The sequence below is a fragment of the uncultured Roseibium sp. genome (assembly GCF_947494555.1).
Taxonomy (GTDB): domain Bacteria; phylum Pseudomonadota; class Alphaproteobacteria; order Rhizobiales; family Stappiaceae; genus Roseibium.
In genome coordinates, this window is record NZ_CANLVF010000005.1 from 499,774 (window position 1) to 523,503 (window position 23,730).

23 protein-coding genes and 1 riboswitch are annotated in these 23,730 nt (G+C 57.6%); of the genes, 6 read left to right on the forward strand and 17 right to left on the reverse strand.

What is annotated here, in order from left to right; genetic code table 11:
• Entirely contained in the window at positions 1–372 is a 372-nt protein-coding gene (gene gcvH / locus Q0915_RS24680; protein ID WP_299480367.1) for a glycine cleavage system protein GcvH, read from the reverse strand.
• 184 nt (positions 373–556) lie between these two features.
• Positions 557–648: riboswitch (glycine riboswitch) on the reverse strand.
• A 391-nt stretch (positions 649–1,039) separates the two neighbouring features.
• Positions 1,040–1,627, reverse strand: coding sequence for a hypothetical protein (locus tag Q0915_RS24685; protein WP_299480370.1), 588 nt, complete (start codon positions 1,625–1,627; stop codon positions 1,040–1,042).
• Positions 1,628–1,818: 191 nt separating this feature from the next.
• On the opposite strand from Q0915_RS24685, the gene ispH reads away from it, so the two are divergent.
• Genes ispH through rnhA form a run of 3 tightly spaced genes read left to right on the forward strand, consistent with a single transcriptional unit; the run spans position 1,819 to position 4,236 of the window.
• A complete protein-coding gene (ispH, locus tag Q0915_RS24690; RefSeq protein WP_299480373.1) occupies positions 1,819–2,817 on the forward strand; it encodes a 4-hydroxy-3-methylbut-2-enyl diphosphate reductase in 999 nt (332 codons plus the stop codon).
• 4 nt (positions 2,818–2,821) lie between these two features.
• On the forward strand, positions 2,822–3,787 hold the full coding sequence (thrB, locus tag Q0915_RS24695; RefSeq protein ID WP_299480376.1) for a homoserine kinase: 966 nt from the start codon (positions 2,822–2,824) through the stop codon (positions 3,785–3,787).
• Complete coding sequence (gene rnhA, locus Q0915_RS24700; RefSeq protein ID WP_299480379.1) at positions 3,784–4,236, forward strand: ribonuclease HI; 453 nt, start codon at positions 3,784–3,786, stop codon at positions 4,234–4,236. Before thrB ends, rnhA begins: the two co-directional genes overlap by 4 nt.
• A 216-nt stretch (positions 4,237–4,452) precedes the next feature.
• Here the strand turns inward: rnhA and Q0915_RS24705 are convergent, their stop codons facing one another.
• The 5 genes from Q0915_RS24705 to Q0915_RS24725 all read right to left on the reverse strand — a co-directional run bounded on the left by Q0915_RS24705 (position 4,453) and on the right by Q0915_RS24725 (position 11,554).
• A complete protein-coding gene (locus Q0915_RS24705) occupies positions 4,453–7,362 on the reverse strand; it encodes an EAL domain-containing protein (protein ID WP_299480612.1) in 2,910 nt (969 codons plus the stop codon).
• Positions 7,363–7,393: 31 nt separating this feature from the next.
• Positions 7,394–8,032 carry a GNAT family protein gene (locus Q0915_RS24710; RefSeq protein ID WP_299480382.1) on the reverse strand — a complete coding sequence of 213 codons (639 nt, stop codon included), beginning with the start codon at positions 8,030–8,032 and terminating at the stop codon, positions 7,394–7,396.
• Between the two features lie 17 nt (positions 8,033–8,049).
• Positions 8,050–9,339 (reverse strand): pitrilysin family protein, encoded by a 1,290-nt coding sequence (locus Q0915_RS24715; RefSeq protein ID WP_299480385.1) that lies wholly within the window; start codon positions 9,337–9,339, stop codon positions 8,050–8,052.
• 4 nt (positions 9,340–9,343) lie between these two features.
• A complete protein-coding gene (gene thrC, locus Q0915_RS24720) occupies positions 9,344–10,750 on the reverse strand; it encodes a threonine synthase (RefSeq protein WP_299480388.1) in 1,407 nt (468 codons plus the stop codon).
• Between the two features lie 207 nt (positions 10,751–10,957).
• Complete coding sequence (locus Q0915_RS24725) at positions 10,958–11,554, reverse strand: YqgE/AlgH family protein (RefSeq protein ID WP_299480391.1); 597 nt, start codon at positions 11,552–11,554, stop codon at positions 10,958–10,960.
• Between the two features lie 197 nt (positions 11,555–11,751).
• Here Q0915_RS24725 and Q0915_RS24730 point away from each other — a divergent pair, with 197 nt between their 5' ends.
• Both Q0915_RS24730 and Q0915_RS24735 read left to right on the forward strand, forming a co-directional pair.
• Complete coding sequence (locus Q0915_RS24730) at positions 11,752–12,570, forward strand: protein-disulfide reductase DsbD domain-containing protein (protein WP_299480393.1); 819 nt, start codon at positions 11,752–11,754, stop codon at positions 12,568–12,570.
• A gap of 124 nt (positions 12,571–12,694) precedes the next feature.
• Positions 12,695–13,183: a peroxiredoxin gene (locus tag Q0915_RS24735; protein ID WP_299480396.1), complete on the forward strand. Its 489-nt coding sequence runs from the start codon at positions 12,695–12,697 to the stop codon at positions 13,181–13,183.
• Here Q0915_RS24735 and Q0915_RS24740 read toward each other — a convergent pair.
• The 8 genes from Q0915_RS24740 to coxB form a co-directional block, all read right to left on the reverse strand.
• Entirely contained in the window at positions 13,180–13,938 is a 759-nt protein-coding gene (locus Q0915_RS24740) for an SURF1 family protein (RefSeq protein ID WP_299480399.1), read from the reverse strand. The genes Q0915_RS24735 and Q0915_RS24740 overlap by 4 nt on opposite strands.
• A 21-nt stretch (positions 13,939–13,959) precedes the next feature.
• Positions 13,960–14,349, reverse strand: a complete 390-nt coding sequence (locus Q0915_RS24745; protein WP_299480402.1) for a DUF983 domain-containing protein — start codon at positions 14,347–14,349, stop codon at positions 13,960–13,962.
• A 76-nt stretch (positions 14,350–14,425) separates the two neighbouring features.
• The gene (locus Q0915_RS24750; protein WP_299480405.1) at positions 14,426–15,304 is read right to left on the reverse strand and encodes a cytochrome c oxidase subunit 3; all 879 of its coding nucleotides are present in this window, start codon (positions 15,302–15,304) and stop codon (positions 14,426–14,428) included.
• 49 nt (positions 15,305–15,353) lie between these two features.
• Entirely contained in the window at positions 15,354–15,959 is a 606-nt protein-coding gene (locus Q0915_RS24755; RefSeq protein WP_299480408.1) for a cytochrome c oxidase assembly protein, read from the reverse strand.
• A gap of 10 nt (positions 15,960–15,969) precedes the next feature.
• Positions 15,970–16,134: a hypothetical protein gene (locus tag Q0915_RS24760; RefSeq protein ID WP_299480621.1), complete on the reverse strand. Its 165-nt coding sequence runs from the start codon at positions 16,132–16,134 to the stop codon at positions 15,970–15,972.
• A gap of 1 nt (position 16,135) precedes the next feature.
• Positions 16,136–17,071 carry a heme o synthase gene (locus Q0915_RS24765; RefSeq protein ID WP_299480411.1) on the reverse strand — a complete coding sequence of 312 codons (936 nt, stop codon included), beginning with the start codon at positions 17,069–17,071 and terminating at the stop codon, positions 16,136–16,138.
• 149 nt (positions 17,072–17,220) lie between these two features.
• Positions 17,221–18,816 (reverse strand): cytochrome c oxidase subunit I, encoded by a 1,596-nt coding sequence (gene ctaD / locus Q0915_RS24770; RefSeq protein ID WP_299480414.1) that lies wholly within the window; start codon positions 18,814–18,816, stop codon positions 17,221–17,223.
• Positions 18,817–18,892: 76 nt separating this feature from the next.
• Complete coding sequence (gene coxB, locus Q0915_RS24775; RefSeq protein ID WP_299480615.1) at positions 18,893–19,816, reverse strand: cytochrome c oxidase subunit II; 924 nt, start codon at positions 19,814–19,816, stop codon at positions 18,893–18,895.
• A 629-nt stretch (positions 19,817–20,445) separates the two neighbouring features.
• Between coxB and Q0915_RS24780 the strand changes: the two genes are divergently transcribed.
• A complete protein-coding gene (locus Q0915_RS24780; protein ID WP_299480618.1) occupies positions 20,446–20,916 on the forward strand; it encodes an invasion associated locus B family protein in 471 nt (156 codons plus the stop codon).
• A gap of 48 nt (positions 20,917–20,964) precedes the next feature.
• Here Q0915_RS24780 and Q0915_RS24785 read toward each other — a convergent pair whose 3' ends face one another.
• Positions 20,965–22,752 carry a monovalent cation:proton antiporter-2 (CPA2) family protein gene (locus tag Q0915_RS24785; protein ID WP_299480416.1) on the reverse strand — a complete coding sequence of 596 codons (1,788 nt, stop codon included), beginning with the start codon at positions 22,750–22,752 and terminating at the stop codon, positions 20,965–20,967.
• A gap of 350 nt (positions 22,753–23,102) precedes the next feature.
• On the reverse strand, positions 23,103–23,717 hold the full coding sequence (locus Q0915_RS24790) for an HAD family phosphatase (RefSeq protein ID WP_299480418.1): 615 nt from the start codon (positions 23,715–23,717) through the stop codon (positions 23,103–23,105).
• Positions 23,718–23,730 lie beyond the last annotated feature (13 nt).

Here is a 23,730-nt window from a genome sequence, read left to right on the forward strand (position 1 = left end):
TCACAATGTCTCCAGAAAAGCCTTGTAGCCCGATTCGTCGAGCAATTCCGTAAGCTGGCTTTCGTTTCCAACCTTCATCTTCAAGAACCAGGCGGCCCCTTCGGGGTCCTCGTTGACCTTCGCCGGTTCGTCTGCGAGTGCAGCGTTGGCTTCCACGACCTCGCCATCGATAGGTGCATACACTTCGCTGGCGGCCTTGACCGATTCCACAACGGCCGCTTCGTCACCCTGCGCAAATTCTGCACCTGCCTCCGGCAGCTCAACATAGACAACGTCGCCCAGTTGCTCCTGTGCATAGGACGTGATGCCAATCGTCGCGATGCCCTGGTCGACGGCAATCCACTCGTGATCCTTGGAATAATAGGTTGTCATAGCGTCATCCGATGTTTGTGTTCAGGCCAGACCTGACGGTCCGGTTCCCGAAGAACCAGTCGCCAAGACCCCCTCTGTCCGACTACCTGAGAGATTTCCCGCTGAACACTTTTCGCATTCCGCAGCTACTCCTTCGGTGAGCGGTCTGACTGACGTTTCAGCAGAACACTTCTTTCCAGAGCGTATTACCCATGCGGTCCTTTTGCCTGAGAGTTTCCGGGGCGGTTGCTCCTTCGGCACCGGGATGTTTCACCCGAATTCTCCCGCTTGGGACAAGCGTACTGAGACAAGCCAATCAGGTTACGACCCTGATAGCGGACGCGATTGTGGGAGCCGTCTACAACCTTGTCAATATGGGGAAATCTGCAAGCCGGACCTGACGAAACGGAAGCGCCGGGTCTCTAGGGTACGGACCCATAAATGAAGTTGATTTGGTTTGAATCGTTTTGGCCAGATGAAAGGAGCGAAAGCGCAGGAAAAGTGGTTCATTTTCAAGCCTTTCGCGACGCGGCAGGTGGCCAAAACGGCCAAATCCGAAGGACGGCAAAATGGCTTCACCTCGCAGCGTCAACGTGCTTGACCGGGCACAAGGCCCGCTCTTCGCACGTTTCCTCGCGAGAATTCGCCTTTTCTGCCGCCAAATCAGCTTCATTTATGGGTCCGTACCCTAGCGCCGCCGGCCTTCATCGAAACCGAAGACGACCTTGACGCTCGCACCCTGCGGGATCGTGAATTTCTCCTCTACCAGGGTCCACTTCTCCGCAGGAGCTCCTTCAGTCAGTGTCACCGGGATCGTCAGGAGATCAGAGCTGAGCGGCTCGGCATCGCTGCCACCCGGGACAATGGCGACCCGCAACGGCAAAGTCACTTCGCCCCCCTTCCAGGCAGGTCCGGGCGTAACGTCGCCGGAAAACCCGACCTTCATCCGCCGCTGACCATTGCCTTCCCGCGTGCAGCTGTTGGCCCAGTCTTCAATGGTTGCCTGATAAAGCAGACCCTCCGACTCGTCCTGCTTGCCGCGTACATAATTTCTGATGAGAAACGTGTTGGACCTGAGTTCCATCGGCGGGCACGCGACCGGTGGTGCAAAAGTTTCCGGAGAAACTTCGATGGGCTCCTGACCGCCTGTAATGATCTTGGCAGCAATACTGTCTGAACCGCCACCGCACCCTGCCAGCATCACGGAACACAAGCCTACTGACAGCGCTGTCTTAATATTCTCGTTGAAAACGGCCGGAAACGGACTGATCATCATCTACCCATCGGATCAAATAGCAACTTGGCGGAGTGTCATAGCAGGTGAACATTTGCTTGGCGAGGTCTCAACAGCGGAAAGCTTCAATCAGCATATTGTGGCTTAAATAATGCGCAGTTGCGCGCACCTCACTTGACAGGATGGAGCTTCAACCCCTTATTGCGGCGAAAGAGGATTGCCGAAAGAAGACGATGAGCAATACCACACAGTTAAAACCGCCGCTTTCCATCAGGCTTTGCGCGCCACGCGGTTTTTGCGCTGGCGTTGACAGGGCCATTCAGATCGTTGAACTGGCGCTGGAAAAATACGGCCGTCCCGTCTATGTGCGTCACGAAATCGTGCACAACAAGTTCGTTGTGGACGGCCTCAAGGCAAAAGGTGCGGTCTTCGTCGAGGAGCTGGCTGAGATTCCCACTGAAGACACGGACAGACCGGTGATCTTTTCGGCCCATGGCGTTCCCAAGTCCGTTCCGGAAGATGCGCAGGCGCGCAACATGTTCTATCTCGACGCGACCTGCCCGCTTGTTTCAAAAGTTCACAAGGAAGCGCAGATACATGATCGCCGGGAGCGCGAGGTCCTCTTGATCGGACATGCAGGTCATCCGGAGGTGATCGGCACCATGGGCCAGTTGCCGCAAGGAACCGTCGAACTGATCGAAACCGAAGAAGACGCCAGGAACTACCAACCCAAGTCGGACAATCCGCTCGCCTATATCACACAGACCACCTTGTCGGTTGACGACACCGCCGGGATCGTGGCCGTTCTGCAGGAACGCTTTCCCGATATTGTCGCGCCGCACAAGGAAGACATCTGTTACGCGACCACGAACCGGCAGGAAGCAGTAAAGCATGTCGCGCCAAGCGTGGACGCAATGATCGTTGTCGGAGCGCCGAATTCCTCCAACTCGCAGCGCCTGCGGGAAGTCGCAGAGCGGGCCGGCTGCAAGGTGGCGGTGCTGATACAGCGTGCAAGCGACATTCAATGGTCGGATTTCGAAGGAATGCAGTCGCTTGGCCTGACCGCGGGTGCCTCTGCTCCCGAAACTCTGGTAGAGGAAATCATCAGCGCATTTTCCGACCGCTTCGATGTCACCGTCGAGACAGTGCGGACGGCCGAAGAAACGATTTCGTTCAATCTGCCGCGCGAGCTGAGGGACGTGGTCCCGGCAAACCAGGCAGCCACCGGATAAGAACATGGCCGTTTACACCGAAGTTACCGATGAGGAATTGGAAGACTTCATCGGATCTTACGACGTCGGGCGCCTTCTTTCGTTCAAGGGCATTGCCGAAGGTGTCGAAAACAGCAATTTTCTGGTTCATACCGACAAGGCCTCCTACATCCTGACGCTCTACGAAAAGCGCGTGAATCCGGACGACCTTCCTTATTTTCTGAACCTGATGCAGCACCTTGCCGCAAAAGGTCTTTCGTGTCCGACCCCTGTTCCCTCAATGGATGGCAAACTGCTTGGAGAGCTTGCCGGACGTCCGGCTGCGCTCGTCACGTTCCTGGAAGGCATGTGGGTCAAACGGCCACGGGTCGAGCACTGCGCGGGCTTGGGAAAAGCCATGGCCGAGCTCCATCTGGACGGTCAGGACTATGACGGGTTCCGCGCCAATGCCCTGAACGTTTCCGGATGGCGCCCGTTGTTTGAACAAAGCGGCGACAGGAGCGATCAGGTCTTGCCGGGGCTGCGGCAGGAAATTGGCGGCGAACTTGAATATCTGGAATCCTCCTGGCCTTCCCACCTCGCGAGCGGCGTCATCCACGCGGATCTTTTTCCGGACAACGTCTTTTTCCTGGGCAACGAACTCTCCGGCCTGATCGATTTTTATTTCGCGTGCAACGATGCGTTCGCCTACGACATTGCCATTTGCCTGAATGCCTGGTGTTTCGAAAAAGACCTGTCGTTCAATGTGACAAAAGCCCGTGCCCTGCTGAAAGGATATACAAGCGTGCGTCCACTCCAGGCAGATGAATACGACGCGTTGCCGACGCTTTGCCGCGGCGCGGCACTCAGGTTCCTTCTGACACGCCTTTATGACTGGCTTAGTGTGCCCGAAGGCGCTCTTGTCACGCCGAAAGACCCGCTGGAATATCTAAAAAAGCTGCGTTTTCATCAGACGATCACCGGGACGCAGTCTTACGGACTTGAACAATGAGCACTCAAAACCGCGTCACAATTTTCACCGACGGCGCCTGTTCGGGAAATCCTGGGCCAGGCGGATGGGGCGTGCTCCTGAGGTTCGGCGAGCACGAAAAGGTGCTGAATGGCGGGGAGCCCGAGACGACGAACAACCGCATGGAGCTGACCGCGGCGATTGAAGCTCTCAATGCCCTCAAACGCCCCTGTGCGATCGACCTTTATACGGACAGTACTTATGTGCGCAGCGGTATAAGAGAGTGGTTGGCAGGCTGGAAGCGGAAAAACTGGCGCACGGCAGCCAACAAACCCGTCAAGAATGCCGACCTGTGGCAGGCCCTCGATGAAGCAAGGGAACGCCACGATGTCACGTGGCACTGGGTCAAGGGACACGCCGGCCATCCCGACAATGAGCGGGCAGACGAATTGGCGCGCGGCGGAATGGCGCCTTACAAGAACGGCGGCTGAGCCCGGCATGCCAGTTTCCGTTCTGACAGTCGCAAACGAGGCGCATTGCAGGTAAGGCGCAGAAATTCTCAGCAGTGCGCGCGGCGGTTCGAAAGCCGTAATAGAAACGCTTGGTCAGGCGATTCCAACGGTACGGCGCAATCGGTCATGCGTGTTCCAATTCACGCGTGGTTGCAGCGGATAACACGATTTCCCGTCGCTTCGGCTCTGTGGCGATCAGGCGCTTTCGGCTTCCGCGGGCATCTTGCGCAGCAATTTCGTCGCTTCGGATGCGGAGACGGCCTCGCCGAAGAAATACCCTTGCGCGTACTCGCAACCGAGTTGGTAGAGTTCGAGCGCGTCGCTCTCGTTCTCGGCACCTTCGGCAACCACCGACATGCCAAGATCATGGCCCATGGCGACAATCGTTCTCAGCAGCACTGAGCGCGCGGACGACCCGTTCGGTTTGACGAAGGACTGGTCGATCTTGATCGTGTCGAACGGGAACCGTTGCAGATAGGAAAGCGACGAGTGCCCCGTCCCAAAGTCATCGAGCGACAATCCCGCACCAAGACCACGCAGGCGTTCCAGCACTTTTGCGGAATATTCCGGATTGGACATGACAAGGGACTCGGTGAGCTCCAGCTTAAGCGTTCCAGGCTCTAGCGAAGTCCGTGACAAAACAGCCTTCACATCGTTGATCAGATCCTGCTTCAAAAGCTGACGTGAAGAGAGATTCACCGAGGCGAAAAGGGGCCTCTGCATCGGATACTCCCGTTGCCAGAAGGCCAGCTGCTGCGCGCCGCGGTCGAGCATGTACATGCCCAGTTCGTTTATCAAACCGGATTGTTCTGCAATGGGGATGAACTCCGAAGGCGCAATCTTTCCGCGCTTGGCATGGTTCCAGCGGGCCAGAACCTCGTACCCTGCGATGGACTGGTCTTCCAGGCGGATGATCGGCTGGAAAAAGACCCCGAGCGTTTCCTTCTTGATCGCATCGCGCAGATCAGCTTCCAGGTCGACAATGTTCTTGTCGAGAGGACGCAGGATCGGGCGGAACACTTCCTGCCGGTCACCACCCAGCCGCTTGGCGTGATTGAGGGCAATCTCGGCGTTGGTGAGCATATCCTCGACGGCCTGTTTGCCGCCTTCGGAAAACGCAATGCCGACAGAGCAGGTCAGGAAGATTTCCCGGTCACCGAATGTGATCGGAGCGCGAACGGCCTTGCGGAGCGCATCGGCCAGTGCGACGATCCTGTCCGGCTCCTGTTCGGAGAGAAGCACCAGTCCATACTGGTCGCCTGACAAGCGGCCGAGCGTGTCCTGCTGCCCGATCAATCGCCCGAGCCTGCGCGCGACCGTCAAAAGGATGCTGTCGCCGGCCGACAGGCCGATGCTGTCGTTCACCTGCTTGAACCGGTCGAGATTGAGAACCAGCAGCGTCGGCTTGGAGGTTTCCTCCGCCTTGGCGCGCACGACACTTGTACGCAGGCGGTCGACAAAGAGCTCCCTGTTGGGCAAGCCGGTAAGGTTGTCATGGACGGCATCGTGCAGCAGGCGCTCTTCCGCCGTGCGTTCTTCGGTTACATCCAGCAGGGTCCCAACACAGCGGATGACCTCGCCGTCGGAGCCAATAATCGGCCGCGCCCTCAGCCTGAACCAGCGAAAATGTCCGTCTTCCGAGCGCAGGCGAAACGTCTGCATCACCTTGCCGCGTCTTTGGTCGATGACCGCATCCAGGGTTGCGCGAAAGCGGTCCCTGTCCTGAGGATGCAACACATCGAGCCAGTCGCGCGCCGGACCTTCGAGGGAGCCGCGCTTGAGGTTCAGGAGTTCTTCAACCTCGTTGCCCGTATATATGCGGTCGCGGTCGATGTCCCAGTCCCAGATAATGTCTCCGGCGCCCGTGAGCGCGAGAGCCTTGCGCTCCACGTCCGAGATCAATCCCTGCGCGATGGCACCGCCCGCAAATGCATGCTGCATCACCGTAAAGCCGATCAGGAGCACGATCAGAACGAGACCACCGCCAAGGGCCGGCTGAACGATATCGTTGGACAGATAGCCGGTCACTGTCATGCCGGACCCGACCAGCCAGGCAATGAGCAGGCACCAGGTCGGGATCAGGAGAATGGCCCGGTCGTAGTGCTGAAATGCCAGGACTGCGATGGTGATAAACCCGAGCGCACCGATAACGGCAAGTGAGAGCCGTGCAATACCGGCGGCTATTGACGGATCCCAGACCGCGACGCCAAGAAGGCCCAGGATCAGGATCAGCGTTGTCAGCGCAAGATGGGAATAGTGAATGTTCCAGCGGTTGAGGTTGAGGTAGGCGTAAAGAAAAATGAGGAGACTGGCCGCCAGCATCACCTCGGCGCAGGCGCGCGCCAGCTGGCTGCCGCCGCCATCGAGGTTGAAGACAAGGCCCCAGAAGCCGAAGTCGATGCAAAGATAGGCCAGAACCGACCATGCAAGCGCTGCGGTCGCCGGAAACATGACCGTGCCCTTGACCACGAAAAGGATCGTCAGAAACAGTGCAAGTAGCCCGGATATGCCCAAAATGATGCCCCGGTAAAGGGTATAGGCGTTTATCGTTTCCTTGTAGACGTCGGGTTCCCAGATCCTGACTTCCGGGAGATTGGGTGTGGTCAGTTCGGCAACGAAGGTGACGATCGACCCCGGGTCGAGCGTTACGAGAAACACGTCAGCTTCAAGGCTTTTGAGCCGCACGGGCGCGATCCCCTGGCTCGGGGTAATCGCGGTGATGCGGGAAGACCCGAGATCCGGCCAGAAAAGATCCGACCCCACGAGCTTGTAATTCGGTGCAACGATGAGACGGTCAATCTGTTCGTCGCTGGTGTTGGCCAGCGCAAAGACAGCCCAGTTGGTGTTGGATCCCTCCAGCGAAGGAACCTCGATCCGGCGCACGATGCCGTCAGCTCCAGGCGCCGTGGACACCTGAAGACGTGTTCCGGCATCCCGGTGCATTTCTATGGAATTCGTCACGTCAAGCGCTTCGATATCGATCGGGACGGGGATCGGTTCGAGGGCCAGTGCGGGCAATGACGCAAGTACCACGACAAGCGCGGCAACGGTGAGTACCAGACGTTTGATGGCGTTACAGATCGGATCCGATGACAAAATCGACATGGAGCGAAGAACTACCGGGTTGTGGCGCATGTCACAAGAATTCTTTCAACATACCCTCAACACTTGGGCTAATTTTCCCACACAGCGACGCGTAGTCTTCCGCGAGGCAGGCAAATAACAGGTGATCCTGCCAAGTTCCGTTAATTAACAGATAGTTGCGCGCATACCCCTCGCGGCGAAACCCGGCGTTTTCGAGCAATCTGATTGAGGGTGTATTGACGGGAATACAGGCCGCTTCCAATCGGTGGAGGTTCAAGACGTCGAAACAAAAAGGCAAGATCATGGCAACGGCAGCCGACATGTGTCCCTTGCCCGCGTGACGCTCGCCCATCCAATAGCCCAATGTCGCAGTCTGGCTGACACCGCGCCGAATGTTGCTGAGCGTCAAACCACCCAGGACTTCAGCCGACCTCGACCGGAACAGGAGGAATGTCAGGCTCCGGCCTTCCTTGCGGTCGCGCGCGTACCGCCGCAAGCGACGGCGAAATCCCGATTTGGTCAGGTCATCGGATGGCCAGAGCGGCTCCCAGGGTTTCAGAAAGTCCCGGCTCTCGTTTCGCAGGTCCGCCCAGGCCTTGAAATCAGACATGAGCGGCGGGCGCAGAAAGTACCCGCCCGCTTCGATCAGCAGCTCGGCGTCAGGTGATGTTCCCGGCCGTAGCAATACCATGCCCTGAACTCCGCAGTTTACAACGAGGCCGCCCGCAGCACGGGAGTCTGTTCCAGCCTCCCCGCCAGGTCGTTTGCCGTCATGATTCCGTCTACGGGACCGATCGCGGTGAGCGTCGGGGTTGTGCCGACAAAGGTCTCGTATGCTACCCGGCGCATATCTTCCGCCGTGACGGCTTCAATCTTGCTCGAAATCTCGTCAGGACCGAGCACTCGGCCATGCACCAGTATCTGACGCGCGATCTGCCCGGCGCGCGCGGCCGGGCTCTCGAGCGCCATCATCAGACCCGCCCTGATCTGTGCGCGCGACCTTGCCACTTCCTCGTCCGTAATGGTCTGTGACGCGGATACAAGCTCGTCCGCAATCATAGGCATCAGGGCAGCGAGATCTTCATGGCTGGTTGCCGCGTGCAATCCGAAAAGCCCGGTATCTGAAAACGCCCAATGAAAACTGTAGATCGCGTAACACAGGCCATGGCGTTCTCGAATTTCCTGAAACAGACGCGACGACATGCCACCGCCCAAAACAGAGGCAAGGATCTGAATTGTGTAATAGTCCTTGGACTTGTAGGGCAACCCTTCGAAACCGATAAGCACCTGGGCTTCCATCAGGTCCTTGCTGCGCAGCGTTTCTCCGCCGCCATACTGGGCAGTCGTGTCGTCAGCTGCCGCTGCGCCATTGAAACCGCCGAATTTTTCCCGCGCCAGGGCCACAAGATCATCGTGGTTGACCGCACCAGCGGCCGCCAAAACCATGTCAGGCGCACGGTACCGGTCGGCAAGATACGCGTTAAGGGCGTCGCGATTGAAACCTTGTACGGTGTCAGGCGTTCCCAGGATCGGCCTTCCGATCGCCTGGTCCGGCCAGGCGGTTCCCTGAAAGAGGTCGAAGGCCTGGTCTTCAGGTGAATCGTTTGCGGCACCGATTTCCTGCAGGATCACATGCTGCTCGCGCGCCAGTTCCTGGGCATCGAAAGTCGAATTCTGCAAGATGTCGGACAACAGATCCACCGCCAGCGGCATGTCTTCGGCCAGGATGCGGGCGTAGTAATTCGTGTGCTCGATGCTCGTCGATGCGTTCAGCTCTCCCCCGACGGCCTCGATTTCCTCCGCGATGCTGCGTGCCGTCCGGGTCTTCGTGCCCTTGAAAGCCATGTGCTCGAGTAGATGGGTAATGCCGTTTTGCTGGACGGTTTCCGCGCGGGATCCGGTTCGAACCCAAACTCCGAGCGCCGCCGTTTTCAGGTACGGCATCTGGTCAGTTACGACCGTCATCCCGTTTTCCAGGACCGTTGTTTGTACTTTCATATAGTTACACCTTGGCGGTGACGGCCCGGGCGTGATCTTCGATAAATCGTTCCACCACGTCCTGTTGTGCCGCCAATACCTGCTGGCGCTCCTCCGCACTCATCATGTCTTTCAAATTGTCCGGCAATTCTGGACGAATACCAGAGGCTTTTTCAACCGCATCTGGAAATTTTGCCGGATGCGCCGTTCCCAGCACTACCATTGGCACCCGGCCGTCATCGTGGTCCTTGGCCACATGCACACCGATTGCCGTGTGTGGATCGAGCAGATACCCGGCCTCCCTCCAAAGCCCGGCTATCGTTTCTGCCGTTTGTGTCTCGTTGCAGCGGCCTGCCCCGAAATGCTTTCTCATCGCCGAAAGCGGCCCGTCCTCGATCTCAAAGCTGCCCGATTGAGCCAGCCGGTCCATCATCTGCCGAACGGCGCCCCCGTCCCGGCCGGAGACCTCCGACAGAAGACGTTCGAAATTCGATGAGACCTGGATGTCCATGGACGGAGAAATCGTCGCCGTGACACCCCGTTTTTCGTAGCGGCCGGTCTCCAGCGTACGTGCCAGAATGTCGTTCACATTGGTCGCCACGATCAGCTTTTCGACCGGGAGGCCCATTTTCATTGCGGCGTAACCGGCGAAGATATCGCCGAAATTGCCGGTCGGAACCGTAAAGGAAACCTTGCGCCCGGGTGCGCCGAGCGCTGTTCCCGCAACGAAATAGTAGACGATCTGGGCTAGTATCCGCGCCCAGTTGATGGAGTTGACCCCCGACAGCGCAACCCGGTCCCGGAACGAGAAATGGTTGAACATGCCTTTCACGATCGCCTGGCAATCGTCAAAGTTTCCGGTCAGGGCCAGCGCGTGCACGTTGTCTTCGGCGGGTGTCGTCATTTGCCTGCGCTGCACATTGGACACCCTACCGTCGGGAAACAGGATGAAAATGTCGGTTCGCTGACGGCCCCTGAACGCCTCGATCGCGGCACCACCTGTATCACCGGACGTCGCCCCGACAATCGTGGCACGCAAACCGCGCTGCGTGAGGACATAATCCATCATGCGGCCGAGAAGCTGCATGGCGACGTCCTTGAACGCCAGTGTCGGACCGTGGAACAACTCCAGAATAAAGGTATTCGGCCCGGTCTGGACCAAAGGTGTCACGGCAGGATGCCGAAAGCCGGCATAGGCCTCATCGATCATCGCCTTCAGATCGGCTTCCGGAATATCGCTGCCGACAAAGGGCCGGATGATTTCCATGGCGACATCGGCATAAGGTTTGCCTGCGAAGGAAGCGATTGTATCGGCGTCAATTTGTGGCCAGGTTTCGGGAAGATAGAGGCCGCCATCGCGGGCCAGTCCCTGCAGCAGGACATCGGAAAATTCCAGGACCGGTGCTTCGCCGCGCGTACTGCTGTATTTCACCCTGCCACTTCCCTTTTCGTCACTCCCACGGACAGCGCCCGCATGGCCGGGACACCCAGACCATCAACCTACTTCAATCGCGACCGCTTTGAAACAAACATGCCACCCAAGCGACTTACGCGCCATAACATTCAAGCGCAAGTCGCTTTTGGGTTAAATAGTGACCGTAACCCGACAGGTTCAGGAATTTGAGTGGGGCGCCTTCCGTCAGGCGTGGCCGGCATCCGTATAGAGCATTGCCGGATCTATGCCCATGGACGCAAGCGCACGACGCCATTTCGCGTCGAAGTCGGTGTCGAACAGTATCTCCGGATCGGCCGGCGCCGTCAGCCAGCCATTGGCCTGGATCTCGTTTTCAAGCTGGCCAGGTGCCCAGCCCGCATAGCCGAGTGCCAGTATGGCCTGCGAAGGCCCGTCACCGTCCGCCAGCGCGCGCAGGATCTCAAGCGTCGCCGTCAGACAGATGCCATTGTCGATCGCCAGCGTCGACTGATTGAGCATGAAGTCATCGCTGTGCAGGACAAATCCGCGTTCAACCTCCACCGGCCCTCCCTTGTGGACGTTCATGTCCCGCACGCTGTCGGGCAGGCGGATCGAACCCTCGTCATTCACGATATCGAGCTGAATGAGGAGTTCTTCCAAAGAGAGATGCCGCGCAACCTGATTGACAACCAATCCCATCGCGCCCTGATCGGAATGAGAGCAAAGATAAATCACGGAGTGTTCGAACCGGCTGTCAGCCATGCTCGGCATTGCGATCAGAAACTGTCCTTCGAGAGAGTCTGTCTCTTCAGTTCTGACCATAAAAAACCTCAAAAAAATTCGCGGCAAGTGCCAAACATGCAAAAGCATACCGTCTTTGAGCCGCTTTGTTAATGACTGTTTCGGGTCACAATCGCCGCATGCCTCACTTTACCGTAACACAACCGTCACGAGGAAATGACCGGACGGAGATCAACGAAACGATGACGCGATTTCGAAACTCGTGTAGCTCTGGTGGCATGAGAACACTTCTCCATGCCCTCTTTATTCTTGTTGCCTGTGCATTCAGCCCGGCCCGGGCAGCCATGACGGAATGGGTCGAAGTTCATGGTGGTGCGGTGCGCCTGATTTCGTCAGGTCCGCTTGAGGATGGCCATTACCTGGCCGGGCTCGAGTTTCTCATGGAACCTGGCTGGCACACCTATTGGCGATATGCGGGAGAGGCGGGCATACCGCCCCAGATTTCGATGACCGCATCTGAAAATGTGACCGAGCTCGACATCCTTTATCCGGTGCCGGAGCGCTACAACGACGGCTTTACCGAAAGCATTGTCTATCACGATGGCATTGTCCTCCCCTTCAAAGTCACACCTGCCAGGACTGAAGAGGGTGCCAGACTGGAAATCGAGGTCTTCTTCGGCATCTGCAAGGACATCTGCGTTCCGGGCGAAGCCGTGCTGTCCCTGGACTTCCAGCCCGACGATGGACGAGACGCACTTGCTTCGCGGCTGATAGAACGCGACCTTGCCACAGTCCCGAGAGCGCAGCCGGGCGACGGTCTGGAGATCAACTCGGTAACTTTCGATGGCGGCGAGTTCATTATTGTGGAGACGCATGTCTCAGGTGATGCCGAAGCCGACCTGTTCGCTGCGGGACCTGAAGGGTCCTATATCGGACTTCCAAAGTTCGTCGAAAGATCCGGCGACACGAGTGTTTGGCGTCTGTCGACAAAGGGACTGAAGAGTTCGGAAAACGATGACACGCTACGGCTGGTTTTAACGTCCGGCGGCCGTGCCATTGAACATCTGGAAACGGTGCCCGCCGACTGGCTTCAATAGCCCGCTGCCTTGAACCATCCGTCCAGACCAGCGTTATCGACGGTTCACTCGACGTGAGACCCTGAACGCTCTATGTGTCACGGGCGAGTTCATCGTTCTACAATCCAGCAAAAGGGTATTTGATATGACAATCAAGGTTGGGGACCGTCTTCCGGACGCCAGTTTCAAGATCATGACCAGCGACGGGCCCGGCGAGATGTCGATGAGCGAGCTGACGAGTGGCAAGACCCTCGTGCTTTTCGGCGTACCAGGCGCCTTCACGCCGACCTGTCACATGAATCATCTGCCTGGTTTCGTTGAACACGCCGAGACCCTGAAAAACAAGGGTGTCGACACGATTGCCGTGGTTTCAGTCAATGACGTGTTCGTCATGGATGCCTGGGAAAAAGCATCAAACACCAGCGGAAAGATCAGTTTCCTGGCTGATACCGGTGCAGACTTTGTCGATTCAATCGGCCTTGGTCTCGGACCTGCGCCAATTTTCGGCCACCTTCGCTCACAGCGCTTTGCACTTATCGCCAAGGATGGCGAAGTGTCGTTCCTGGCCATTGAAGATGCGCCCGGCGAAGCGACCAAAACTGGCGCTGCCGCCATTTTGGAAGCGCTCGGCTAATCATCCGCGAGCGTCTTGTTACGCGGCCAGAGAACACTGGCCGCGTAAGTCAGGAAAACTCCGATAAGCGTTGCGGCAAGTCCGAACCAGGTCAACGCATAGCCCAGATGATCGTTCTTGAACCGTACGATGGTTTCACCGGCCTGCGGAAAGCCGCCTTCAGGCGTGTATGACGCATCAATGTCGATGCTGTAAGGCGCAACAGTCTGGTTTTCCAATCCAAGAACCTGAGCCATCGCACCTGTGTCGCGGGCAAACCAGATCCTGTCAGACGCATCCGGTGTCGGCGTGGTCCAGTTCGGCTGTTCACTGAGCCGCAAAAGTCCGGTCAATTCCAGCTGTCCACCGGGCGCGTCCAGAGCGGCCTCTCTTGCCGGGTCGTCCAGTCCTTGCGGCATAAATCCCCTGTTGATCAGAACCGTCCAGCCTTCCAGCGTCCTGAAAGGCGCATAGGTCATAAGACCGGGGCCCTCTGCCCGTCCAACCGGGTCGGAAAGCGAGGTGTAGTAGAATGTGTTGCCGTCCAGATACTCACCGGTCACCTTGACCCGGAGATAGTCGAATTCATCACCAAGCTTTTCCGAGCGAGGCGCAGGCGCATCGACGGGTGGCTTCGTGACGCCGGCTTCCACTTTCGAAATTAGGTCCTGCTTCCATTCCAGGCGGTTCAGCTGCCAGAATCCCAGATTCAGCAAAATACCGAGTGCCAGGACCGCTGCAATTGCAGGAACGACGAGTTTCTTTAGTCCATCCATGGGCCGGTCATGCCTTGTTTTTCACTTGCCGCCGGCCTCGTCGAGACGGCCTTCTTCAGCCTTGTGTTTAAACTGCAACGCGATCATCAGCCCTTTCAGCGGCCGCAAAACCGCGGCTGCAAGAACCACCGTCAGCGGAAGCCAGAGGATGAGATGAAGCCATATCGGCGGCTGGAAACTCAGCTCTACGAACAGCACCAGACCGACTATGACAAATCCGACCAGCATGATGACGAAAACCGCCGGGCCATCGCCGCTATCAGCGAAAGCAAAATCAAGACCGCAAGCGCTGCAAGACTTTTTGACGCTCAAAAACCCGTGGAACAGCTTCCCCTGCCCGCATCGGGGACACTTGCCGGACAAACCGACCGAGACAGGATTGACCTGCGGAAAATGAGCTTTGTCATCCATAGTCCTGGACCTGCTAATAAGCAAAACGCCCGGCCGTTTCGCAGACCGGGCGCTTCATTGGGACTATCCCGGCAGCTTAATGCGGGGCCGGCGTACCTGCACCCCAGATATAGATCGCGACGAACAGGAACAGCCAGACAACGTCAACGAAGTGCCAGTACCAGGCGGCAGCTTCGAAACCAAAATGCTTCTCAACTGAGAACTGGCCGGCCATTGCCCGTAGCAGACACACAAGCAGGAAGATGGTTCCGACGATCACGTGGAACCCGTGGAAGCCTGTCGCCATGTAGAACGTCGCGCCGTAAATGTTGCCGTCGAACGTGAATGCGGCATGACCGTACTCGTAACCCTGCACAATCGTGAACAGCACACCGAGCAGAACGGTCAGCGTCAGACCCCATTTCAGGCCTTCACGATCATTATGCAGCAGCGCATGGTGCGCCCAGGTGACCGTCGTGCCGGAGCACAGCAGGATCAGGGTGTTCAGAAGCGGGAGGTGCCAGGGGTCGAATGTCAGGATGCCGTCTGGCGGCCAGTGACCGCCGGTTGCTTCCACGCGGCTGAACTGAATGGCTTCACCAGCAAAAAGAGCCGCATCGAAATACGCCCAGAACCAGGCCACGAAGAACATGACTTCAGATGCGATGAACAGAAGCATGCCGTAGCGCAGATGCAGCGAAACGACACGGGTATGGTGACCTTCCTGCGATTCCGTGATGGTGTCTTTCCACCATCCGTACATCACGTAGAGGACAACCAAGAGGCCGATGGCAAACAAGCCCCAGCTGGCCGAAGCAAAATTGATCCCGAACAGATCAAAGGAGTTGCCGGACGCGGCCTTCATCCATGCGATCGCTCCGATTGCCATGATGAAAGCGCCAACCGACCCAATAAATGGCCACGGACTCGGCTCGACCAGGTGGTAATCGTGGTTCTTGGTATGTGCCTCAGCCATCGGCAAGCTCCCCAAACACTGTCATTTCAAGCGCGTTTCGCGCAGTCTCTCACAAATTCGTTTCAGCGCCGGGCGATTCGGCCCGAGCCGCAACAGGGCGTTCCGGTTGTTCTACCGGGAAGAACGTGTAGGACAAAGTGATTTCCTTCACATGTTTCAGTTCAGGATCCTTGTCCATTTCAGGATCAACAAAAAAGACAACTGGCATCTCAACGGTTTCGCCGGCTTCAAGCGGCTGCTCCGTAAAGCAGAAGCAATCGAGTTTGTTGAAATAGGCACCGGCAGACGGCGGCCAGACGTTGAAGGTCGACGTTCCGACCGTTGTCTCGTCACCGATGTTGGTTGCCACATAGGCAAGCTGCGCGCTTTCACCCATCTTCAGCGATACGGAGCGTTGCTCCGGTTTGAATTTCCAAGACAGCTGCCTGTTGACGTTCCCATCGAACCGGATCGTGATCATCCGGTCGATCACAACATCGCTTTCGCTGTCGGCAACTTGGGTCGTGCCTCCGAACCCAGTCACGCGGCAAAAGAGGTCGTAAAGCGGCACGGCGGCGTATGCTGCGCCCACCATCAGGCTAAACATTCCGGCACAGGCGAGAGCAACCTTCCGGTTGCTGTTGGCTGCGCTGTTGCTGTCCTGTTCGTTGCTCACGCGTCGTTCCTCAAAGAGCCCTGTCCATGACACCCGGTCCCAGCTTGACGATCGTAACCGCGTAAAAAAGCACAACGAGCGCAACAAGCGCGAGTGCAATCGCGATAGACCGGGAGCGGCGCTTCTTCTGCTGCTCCTGCGTCAACCTGATTCCCTGATCGTCCTCAGCCATCATTCTAGGCTCCAACGATCAGGCTTTCGGCCAGCAAAATGGCAAAAAGCAGGAAGAGATAGAAGATGGAGAATTTAAAGAGGCGAATGCAAGCCTGTCTCGCCGCATCGCCTTCGCGCTTGCGCCAGACGTCGCCGGCAAGCGCGACAAATGCCAATCCCAGGAACGCGGCTGCCGCGCCATAGACCGGGCTTGCAAATCCAAGCAGGAACGGTGCTACGCCGATTGGCGCCAGAAGCAGGGAATAGACAAGAATGTGGTGCCGAGTGCTGGTCTCGCCGGCAACAACCGGCAACATGGGCACGCCCGCAGCGCGGTAGTCGCCGCTCTTGAACAGTGCCAACGCCCAGAAGTGCGGCGGCGTCCACATGAAAATGATGAGGAACAGAACAAAGCTTTCCAGGCTCACGGACCCGGTCACGGAGGCCCAGCCGACCATTGGCGGAAAAGCGCCCGCCGCACCGCCAATGACGATGTTCTGCGGGGTCGAGCGTTTCAGCCACATTGTGTAAACGACAACGTAGAAGAAGATGGTGAAGGCGAGGAACGCACCGGCGAACCAGTTGACCAGGAGACCAAGCGTTACGACGGATCCGATCGACAACGTCATGCCGAACGCAAACGCCTCTTCCCTGGTTACTTTCCCAGCGGGGATCGGCCGCTTTTGCGTGCGAGTCATGATCTCGTCGATGTCGGCGTCATACCACATGTTCAGGGCACCGGATGCACCCGCACCGATTGCGATACACAAGATGGCGACCGCGCCGAGAACGGGGTGAACGGTACCGGGCGCAAGCATCAGGCCGACAAACGCAGTGAAGATGACGAGCGACATTACGCGCGGCTTCAGCAGCGAAACATAGTCGCCAACCGAGCCCATGCCACCGTCCCAGACGGCTGTATCCTGACCTATTGTGTCCTGGCGCTCGACGAGCGACATGCGCGTGTCCTTCAACTTCAAGCTTTTGCCCCGCCCTTCAAACAGGCGGCAGGGACGGTCTTTCCGTCCGGCAGTTTTTCAAAGGAGCACCGCGCCATTTGAGGGCGCGGTGTCAGTTTCCATCCAGAGGCATGGCCTCCGAGTGTGCCTTATTTGATCCGCGGCAGCGTTTCGAACTGGTGGAACGGTGGCGGAGAAGACAGGGTCCACTCCAGTGTCGTTGCACCTTCGCCCCACGGGTTGTTGCCAACGACACGCTTCTTGGCGAAAGCCTCAAAGATACCGTAGAGGAACACCAGAACCGCAAATGCGGAAATGTAGGATCCGATGGAAGACACGTAGTTCCAGCCCGCCAGCGCATCCGGATAGTCGGCGTAGCGGCGCGGCATGCCGTTCAGGCCCAGGAAGTGCTGCGGGAAGAAAACCAGGTTCACGCCGATGAAGGTGATCCAGAAATGGGCCTTGCCAATGGCTTCATTGTACATGTAGCCGAACATCTTCGGGAACCAGTAGTACCAGGCGGCAAAGATCGCAAACACCGCACCGAGCGACAGCACGTAGTGGAAGTGAGCCACCACATAATATGTGTCGTGGAAGGCGCGATCGAGACCGGCGTTTGCCAGCTGAACCCCGGTCACACCACCAACGGTGAACAGGAAGATGAAGCCGATCGCCCAGACCATGGGTGTCTTGAACTCAATGGAACCGCCCCACATGGTGGCAATCCAGGAGAAAATTTTCACGCCCGTCGGCACCGCGATCACCATCGTGGCAGCAACGAAGTAGGCCTGTGTTTCGGACGACATGCCGACCGTGTACATGTGGTGTGCCCACACGATAAAGCCGACAACGCCGATCGCAACCATCGCATAGGCCATCCCGAGATAACCGAAGATCGGCTTACGCGAGAAGGTGGAGATGATGTGGCTGACGATGCCGAAGCCCGGCAGGATCAGGATGTACACTTCAGGGTGACCGAAGAACCAGAACAGGTGCTGGAACAGGATCGGATCACCGCCACCGGCAGGATCGAAGAAGGTCGTACCGAAGTTACGGTCCGTCAGAAGCATTGTGATCGCACCAGCGAGAACCGGCAGCGACAGAAGCAGCAGGAACGCGGTGATCAGAACCGACCACGCAAACAGCGGCATCTTGTGCAGGGTCATGCCCGGTGCACGCATGTTGAAGATCGTGGTTATGAAGTTGATTGCACCCAGGATCGACGAAGCACCGGCAATGTGCAGCGACAGGATTGCAAGATCCATTGCCGGTCCCGGTTGCCCTGACGTTGACAGTGGGGGATAGATTGTCCAGCCGCCGCCGACGCCGTTTCCGCCCGGAGGGCCTTCAACGAAGAGAGACAGGAGCAAAAGCAGGAACGCCGGAGGCAGAAGCCAGAACGAGATGTTGTTCATGCGAGGGAACGCCATGTCCGGCGCACCGATCATGATCGGCACGAAGTAGTTGGCATAGCCGCCGATCATCGCCGGCATGACCATGAAGAAGATCATGATCAGGCCGTGAGCCGTAGTGAACACGTTGAACATGTGCGGGTTGCTGAAGATCTGCATTCCAGGTTCTTGCAGTTCCATTCGCATCCCGACGCTGAGCGCGCCGCCCACGATCCCGGCAAAGATCGCGAACATGAGATACATCAATCCGATGTCTTTGTGATTGGTCGAATAGACCCACCGGCGCCATCCATAGGGATGGTCATGTGCCGCATGTGCTTCGCTCGCAGCCATTTGGGGCTCCCTCTTTAAATTCCTTCAGCAGCGCTGCGTCTTATCGCGCGGTGCCTGACAAACGAAAGCCGCCGCGTTACTTCGCGGCGACTGAGATGTCTTCAAGCTTGCCAGCCGCAAGCTTCTTTTGTTCGTTGATGGACGCCATCAGCTGCTTGTTCGCGCCGTCCAGATCTTCCTGTGCCGCAGTAACCCAGGTCTGGAACTGCTCTTTGGAAACTACACGGATCGCAATCGGCATGAACGCGTGGTTGACACCGCACAACTCCGAGCACTGTCCGTAGTAGACACCTTCCTCGCGAGCACGGAACCAAGTTTCGTTCAGGCGGCCCGGAATAGCGTCGATCTTGAGGCCCATGGACGGCATCGCGAAAGCGTGAATGACGTCTTCCGCGGTGACCTGAAGGCGTACCGTGGTGTCGACCGGAACCACGAGATCGTTGTCGACGGCGAGCAAACGCGGAACCTCGTTGATGGTCACGCCACGCTCCGTGGCGACTTCCTGACGCGCGACCACATCGGCCTCAGGATCAAGCGGATCTCCGAGCATGTAGGAATCGAAGTAAAGGTCACCCATACCTTCGTCGTTATACTCGTAGCCCCAGTACCACTGATAACCGATGGCCTTCACGGTCATTTCGTAGTCCGGAATATCGAGCTGCTTGTACAGCAGGCGGAAGGACGGGATCGCGATCACGACCAGTACGAGGATCGGGATAACCGTCCAGGCCACCTCAATCATGGTGTTGTGCGACGTGCGCGAAGGCACCGGATTGGCCTTGGCACTGAATTTCACAATGCAGATGATCAGCAGAGCGAGAACGAACAGGGTGATCACCGTAATGATGATCAACGTGAAGGCGTTGAACCAGGTGATATCGTCCATCATGTCTGACACCGAGGCCTGAAACCCCAGCTGCCAGTTCGTCATGCCGGATTCAGCTGCAAGAGCCGCGGTGGACACTCCAGCGAAAGTTGCCGCCATACTGGCGATTGTCATGAGACGCTTGAAGATAGCCTTCACGTCTGCGCTCCCTTCCCTCAGCCGCACGAACGCGGCACATGCATACATCCCGGACCTACGATCCATTCCATTCTGGTGGGGCAGTAACGGGCTTGACGCAACTTCGCAAGCCTGAATCCACTGGCACCATAAACCGGAAAGCCCATTCAGGTAATCGGAATATAACCATAAACCTATATGAAGGGCGATGGTTACATTCGGCCAGAGCGGCGATCTGCCGCATCACCCTGCCAACACCATTGTGCCGCACAAAAACCACAAGAAACGCCGAGCCGCAACGATATTTCCAACTTTTCGGCCACGTCCGGAGGTCTCTTGCGATTGAGGCATATCAAGGACACGTGGAATTTGGACAAAAAACAAGGCTAATCGACCGTCAAGCCCCCTGTGAGACTGGAATCGCACGCCATCATGCGGCAAGGTCTGGCCGGGATAACACCATGATTCGCGGAGCAGGCGGTTTTCAGCCGGATCTGAGCGCAGAAGAATCGGATAAAGATTGACCGGAGGAATTCTTGTCAACACACACGCAGCAGTCTTTCAACACCGGCGGCGCTGACCGTTTCAAGCCGTCACTTTCAACACTCGCTGTCGTTGCCGGACTCTTGTTCGGTTTATTCGTCCAGGGAGCGCCGACGGCCATGGCGCAGGGCGAAGTCCGTGCTTCGCACGGAGACTGGCAAATGCGCTGTGACACGCCACCGGGCGCTGCCGGCGAACAATGTGCCCTGATTCAAAACGTGACCGCATCCGACCGGGAGAACGTCGGTCTTTCGGTGATCGTGCTGAAAACAGCGGACAAGCAGGCAAGAATTCTTCGCGTCCTTGCACCGCTCGGTGTTCTGCTGCCGTCCGGCCTCGGATTGCGTGTCGATAACGCCGATATCGGGCGCGCCGGTTTTGTCCGTTGCCTGCCTAACGGGTGCATCGCCGAGGTGATCCTGGAAGATGAGTTGCTGACAAAACTGAAGGGTGGCGCCCAGGCCACATTCATCATTTTCCAGACACCCGAAGAAGGCATCGGCATTCCGATTTCCCTGAATGGATTTTCAGCCGGTTTCGACGCCCTGCCCTAGACTTTACGGATCCGGCAAGCCTCACCGAAAGGGGATTTCCGAAGAGGACTATTCGGCAGGAGCGTCCTGCCGGTCCTTGTTGGGCTTGCGAGGGGTCACCTTGTGTAACCGGTCCGACCCGGCGAACATGCCTTTCTCGAGTTGAACTGCAAGGCGTTCCTCATCCCGCCTGCGCACGTCCTCCTCGATCTGGTCGATCCGGTCGAGCGGCGTTCCAAGTGCTTCAAGCGCGGCGCGTCCGAAGACAACGCTTGATTCGAACGTCTCGCGGATCTGGAAATCCACACCGCGCCGGGTAAGGTCCATCACGTGTGCCCTGTCGGTTGCGCGGCAAAAGATCAGAGCATCGGGAAAACCGTCCCGGATCTGATCGATCGACCTTGCCATGACCTTGTCATTTTCAATGCACATGGCAACGAGCGCCGATTTGCCGGCCCCAGCCGCAGCCAGAACATCTGCCCTTGTGGCATCGCCGTAGTAAACCTTGTAGCCCTGCTTGCGGGCGTAATCGATACGGTCGGGCCGATTGTCGATGGCGGTGATTTCAAGCCCTTCCGAGGTCAGGATCTGGGCGACGACCATGCCGAAGCGGCCAAAACCAATGACAAGCACTGTTGGCGCTGCCTCCTCAAAGGTCTCGATCGACGGATTTTCAACTCCCCGTGCCTTGGCCCTGGCGGCCAGCTTATCGAGACCAAGGCATGCGAGCGGCGTCAGCAGCATCGTCAGGATGACCACGGCGTTCAGCAGGTTGGCGGTCTGATAGTTCAAAAGGCTGTTGCTGACGGCAGCAGTGAACAGAACGAATGCGAACTCCCCGCCCTGCGGCAGCGTTACGGCAATGCGCATCGCGTCCGAATTCGACGAGCCGGTTCCCCGCGACAGTGCCCAAAGGAAAACACCCTTCAGCACCATGACAATCGCAACACCTGCGGCAACGAGTAGCCAGTTCTCGATCACCAGCGACACATCGAGCGACATGCCGACGGCAACAAAAAACAACCCCATCAACAAGGAGCGGAAGGGCTCGATGTCGGCTTCAAGCGTGTGCCGGAAACTGGATTCGGCCAATAGAACGCCGGCAAGAAATGCTCCGAGAGCCATCGACAGGCCGACGGAATGCATGATCCCGGCACTCCCGAGGGCCACAAGGAGAGCTGCGGTAAGCATGACTTCGCGTGCACGGCTTGCCGCCAGGAACAGAAAGATTGGCGAGATAAGATAGCGTCCGGTCAAGATAACCGCCGCAACGGCGCCGAGAACGATCATGACCTCGCTGGCAATTTCTGTCGCCGTGGACGGCCCTTCGCCCGGCGCAAGAATGGCAACCATTGCCAGCAGCGGAACGATAGCGATGTCCTGCAGCAAAAGGATCCCGAATGCGCGCTGCCCGTAGGGAGACGAAAGCTGGCCGCGCTCCTGCAGGATTTGCAGTGCAAATGCCGTTGATGACAGCGCAAGTCCGAACCCGGCAACAAAAGCTGTTGAATAGGGCATCCCGAAAAGCCGCGCGACCGCAAACAGGCAGATACCGGTCAGAACGACCTGCGCCGTTCCCAACCCGAAAATGTCCCGTTTCATGCGCCAGAGTTTTTGCGGATCAAGTTCCAGCCCGATGACAAACAACAGGAGAACGACCCCGAGCTCCGCAACATGAAGAACATCTTCCCCGGAGCCCAGGAGCTGTAAGCCGTGTGGCCCGATCGCCGCACCAGCCGCCAGATAGCCCACAACCGAACCCAGACCAAGCCGCTTGGCGATCGGCACCGCGACACAGGTGGCAGCCAGAAACACAATCGCTTCGGCAAAAAACGGAGGTGCGCCCTCTGCTGCCATCCCATCTCCCCTGCCGTCAGGCTGAAAATCCCCTCCCCCAGCATGACAGCCAGGGAGTTGATTCCATCTTAACAAAACTCAAGTGGTTTAACTTTGACAAAACCAAAAAAAACGCAGCAACAAGAGATCAAAAAATGGACAGAGCTGCTAAATCAAAGAGCCAATTTCTGAATTGAAAGCAGACTAAGCAGAAACACGTAAAGAATTATCGTCATTTTCCATCGAGAAAGTCTTGAGGGCGGTGACTTGGCCGCGCGGGTTTACAGGTTTCGCAATTGCCTAAACAGGCATCGCGTCCGTACTCTCGCTGTGGTTCGGGCGGCTGCAGCCAATCGGCGTCCCTTTGGAGATCAAACCAGGTTATGACGCCCGAGAAACCCTAGAAGCTCGTCGACGGTCGTATAGACATGTCCTGCCATTCCAGCCTCTACCGCGCCTGCAACATTTGCCGGATTGTCGTCGATAAACGCGCTTTCCTCCGGAGCGTAGCCGTATTTTTTACATAGGCGCAGATAGACGGACGGATCTGGCTTCCGAGCCTTGAACTCAGCTGAGACGTGCGCTTTTTCTCCAAATATTTCGACGACTTCCGGCGCACAGGTTGGCAATGCCGCTTTCAGCATCATGCCGTTGTTGGTCAACAGAGCCAGATCGGCGCCCGGTTTCAACCGGCGCACCAGCTCAAGCACGTCCGGTCGGGCCCGCATCATCTTGCGCCGGATATCCGCCCAGGTGCCGAAATCAATCGGGTAGCCGAGCAACTCCGCATATTGTGCGAGGTAGCCCTCCGGTGTGTCGGGCGATCCAGCTTCCGCCGCCGCCTCCTGCGGTCCGCCCCACACCGCCCGGTCAATCTCTGCGGCCGCTCGGCCGGTGAGCTGTTCCAGGAGTTTCAAACGGGTCTGGTGATCGTAGTCATAAAGCACCTGATCCATGTCGAAGACGACAAACCTGATGTCAGGCATTTTCAACTCCACG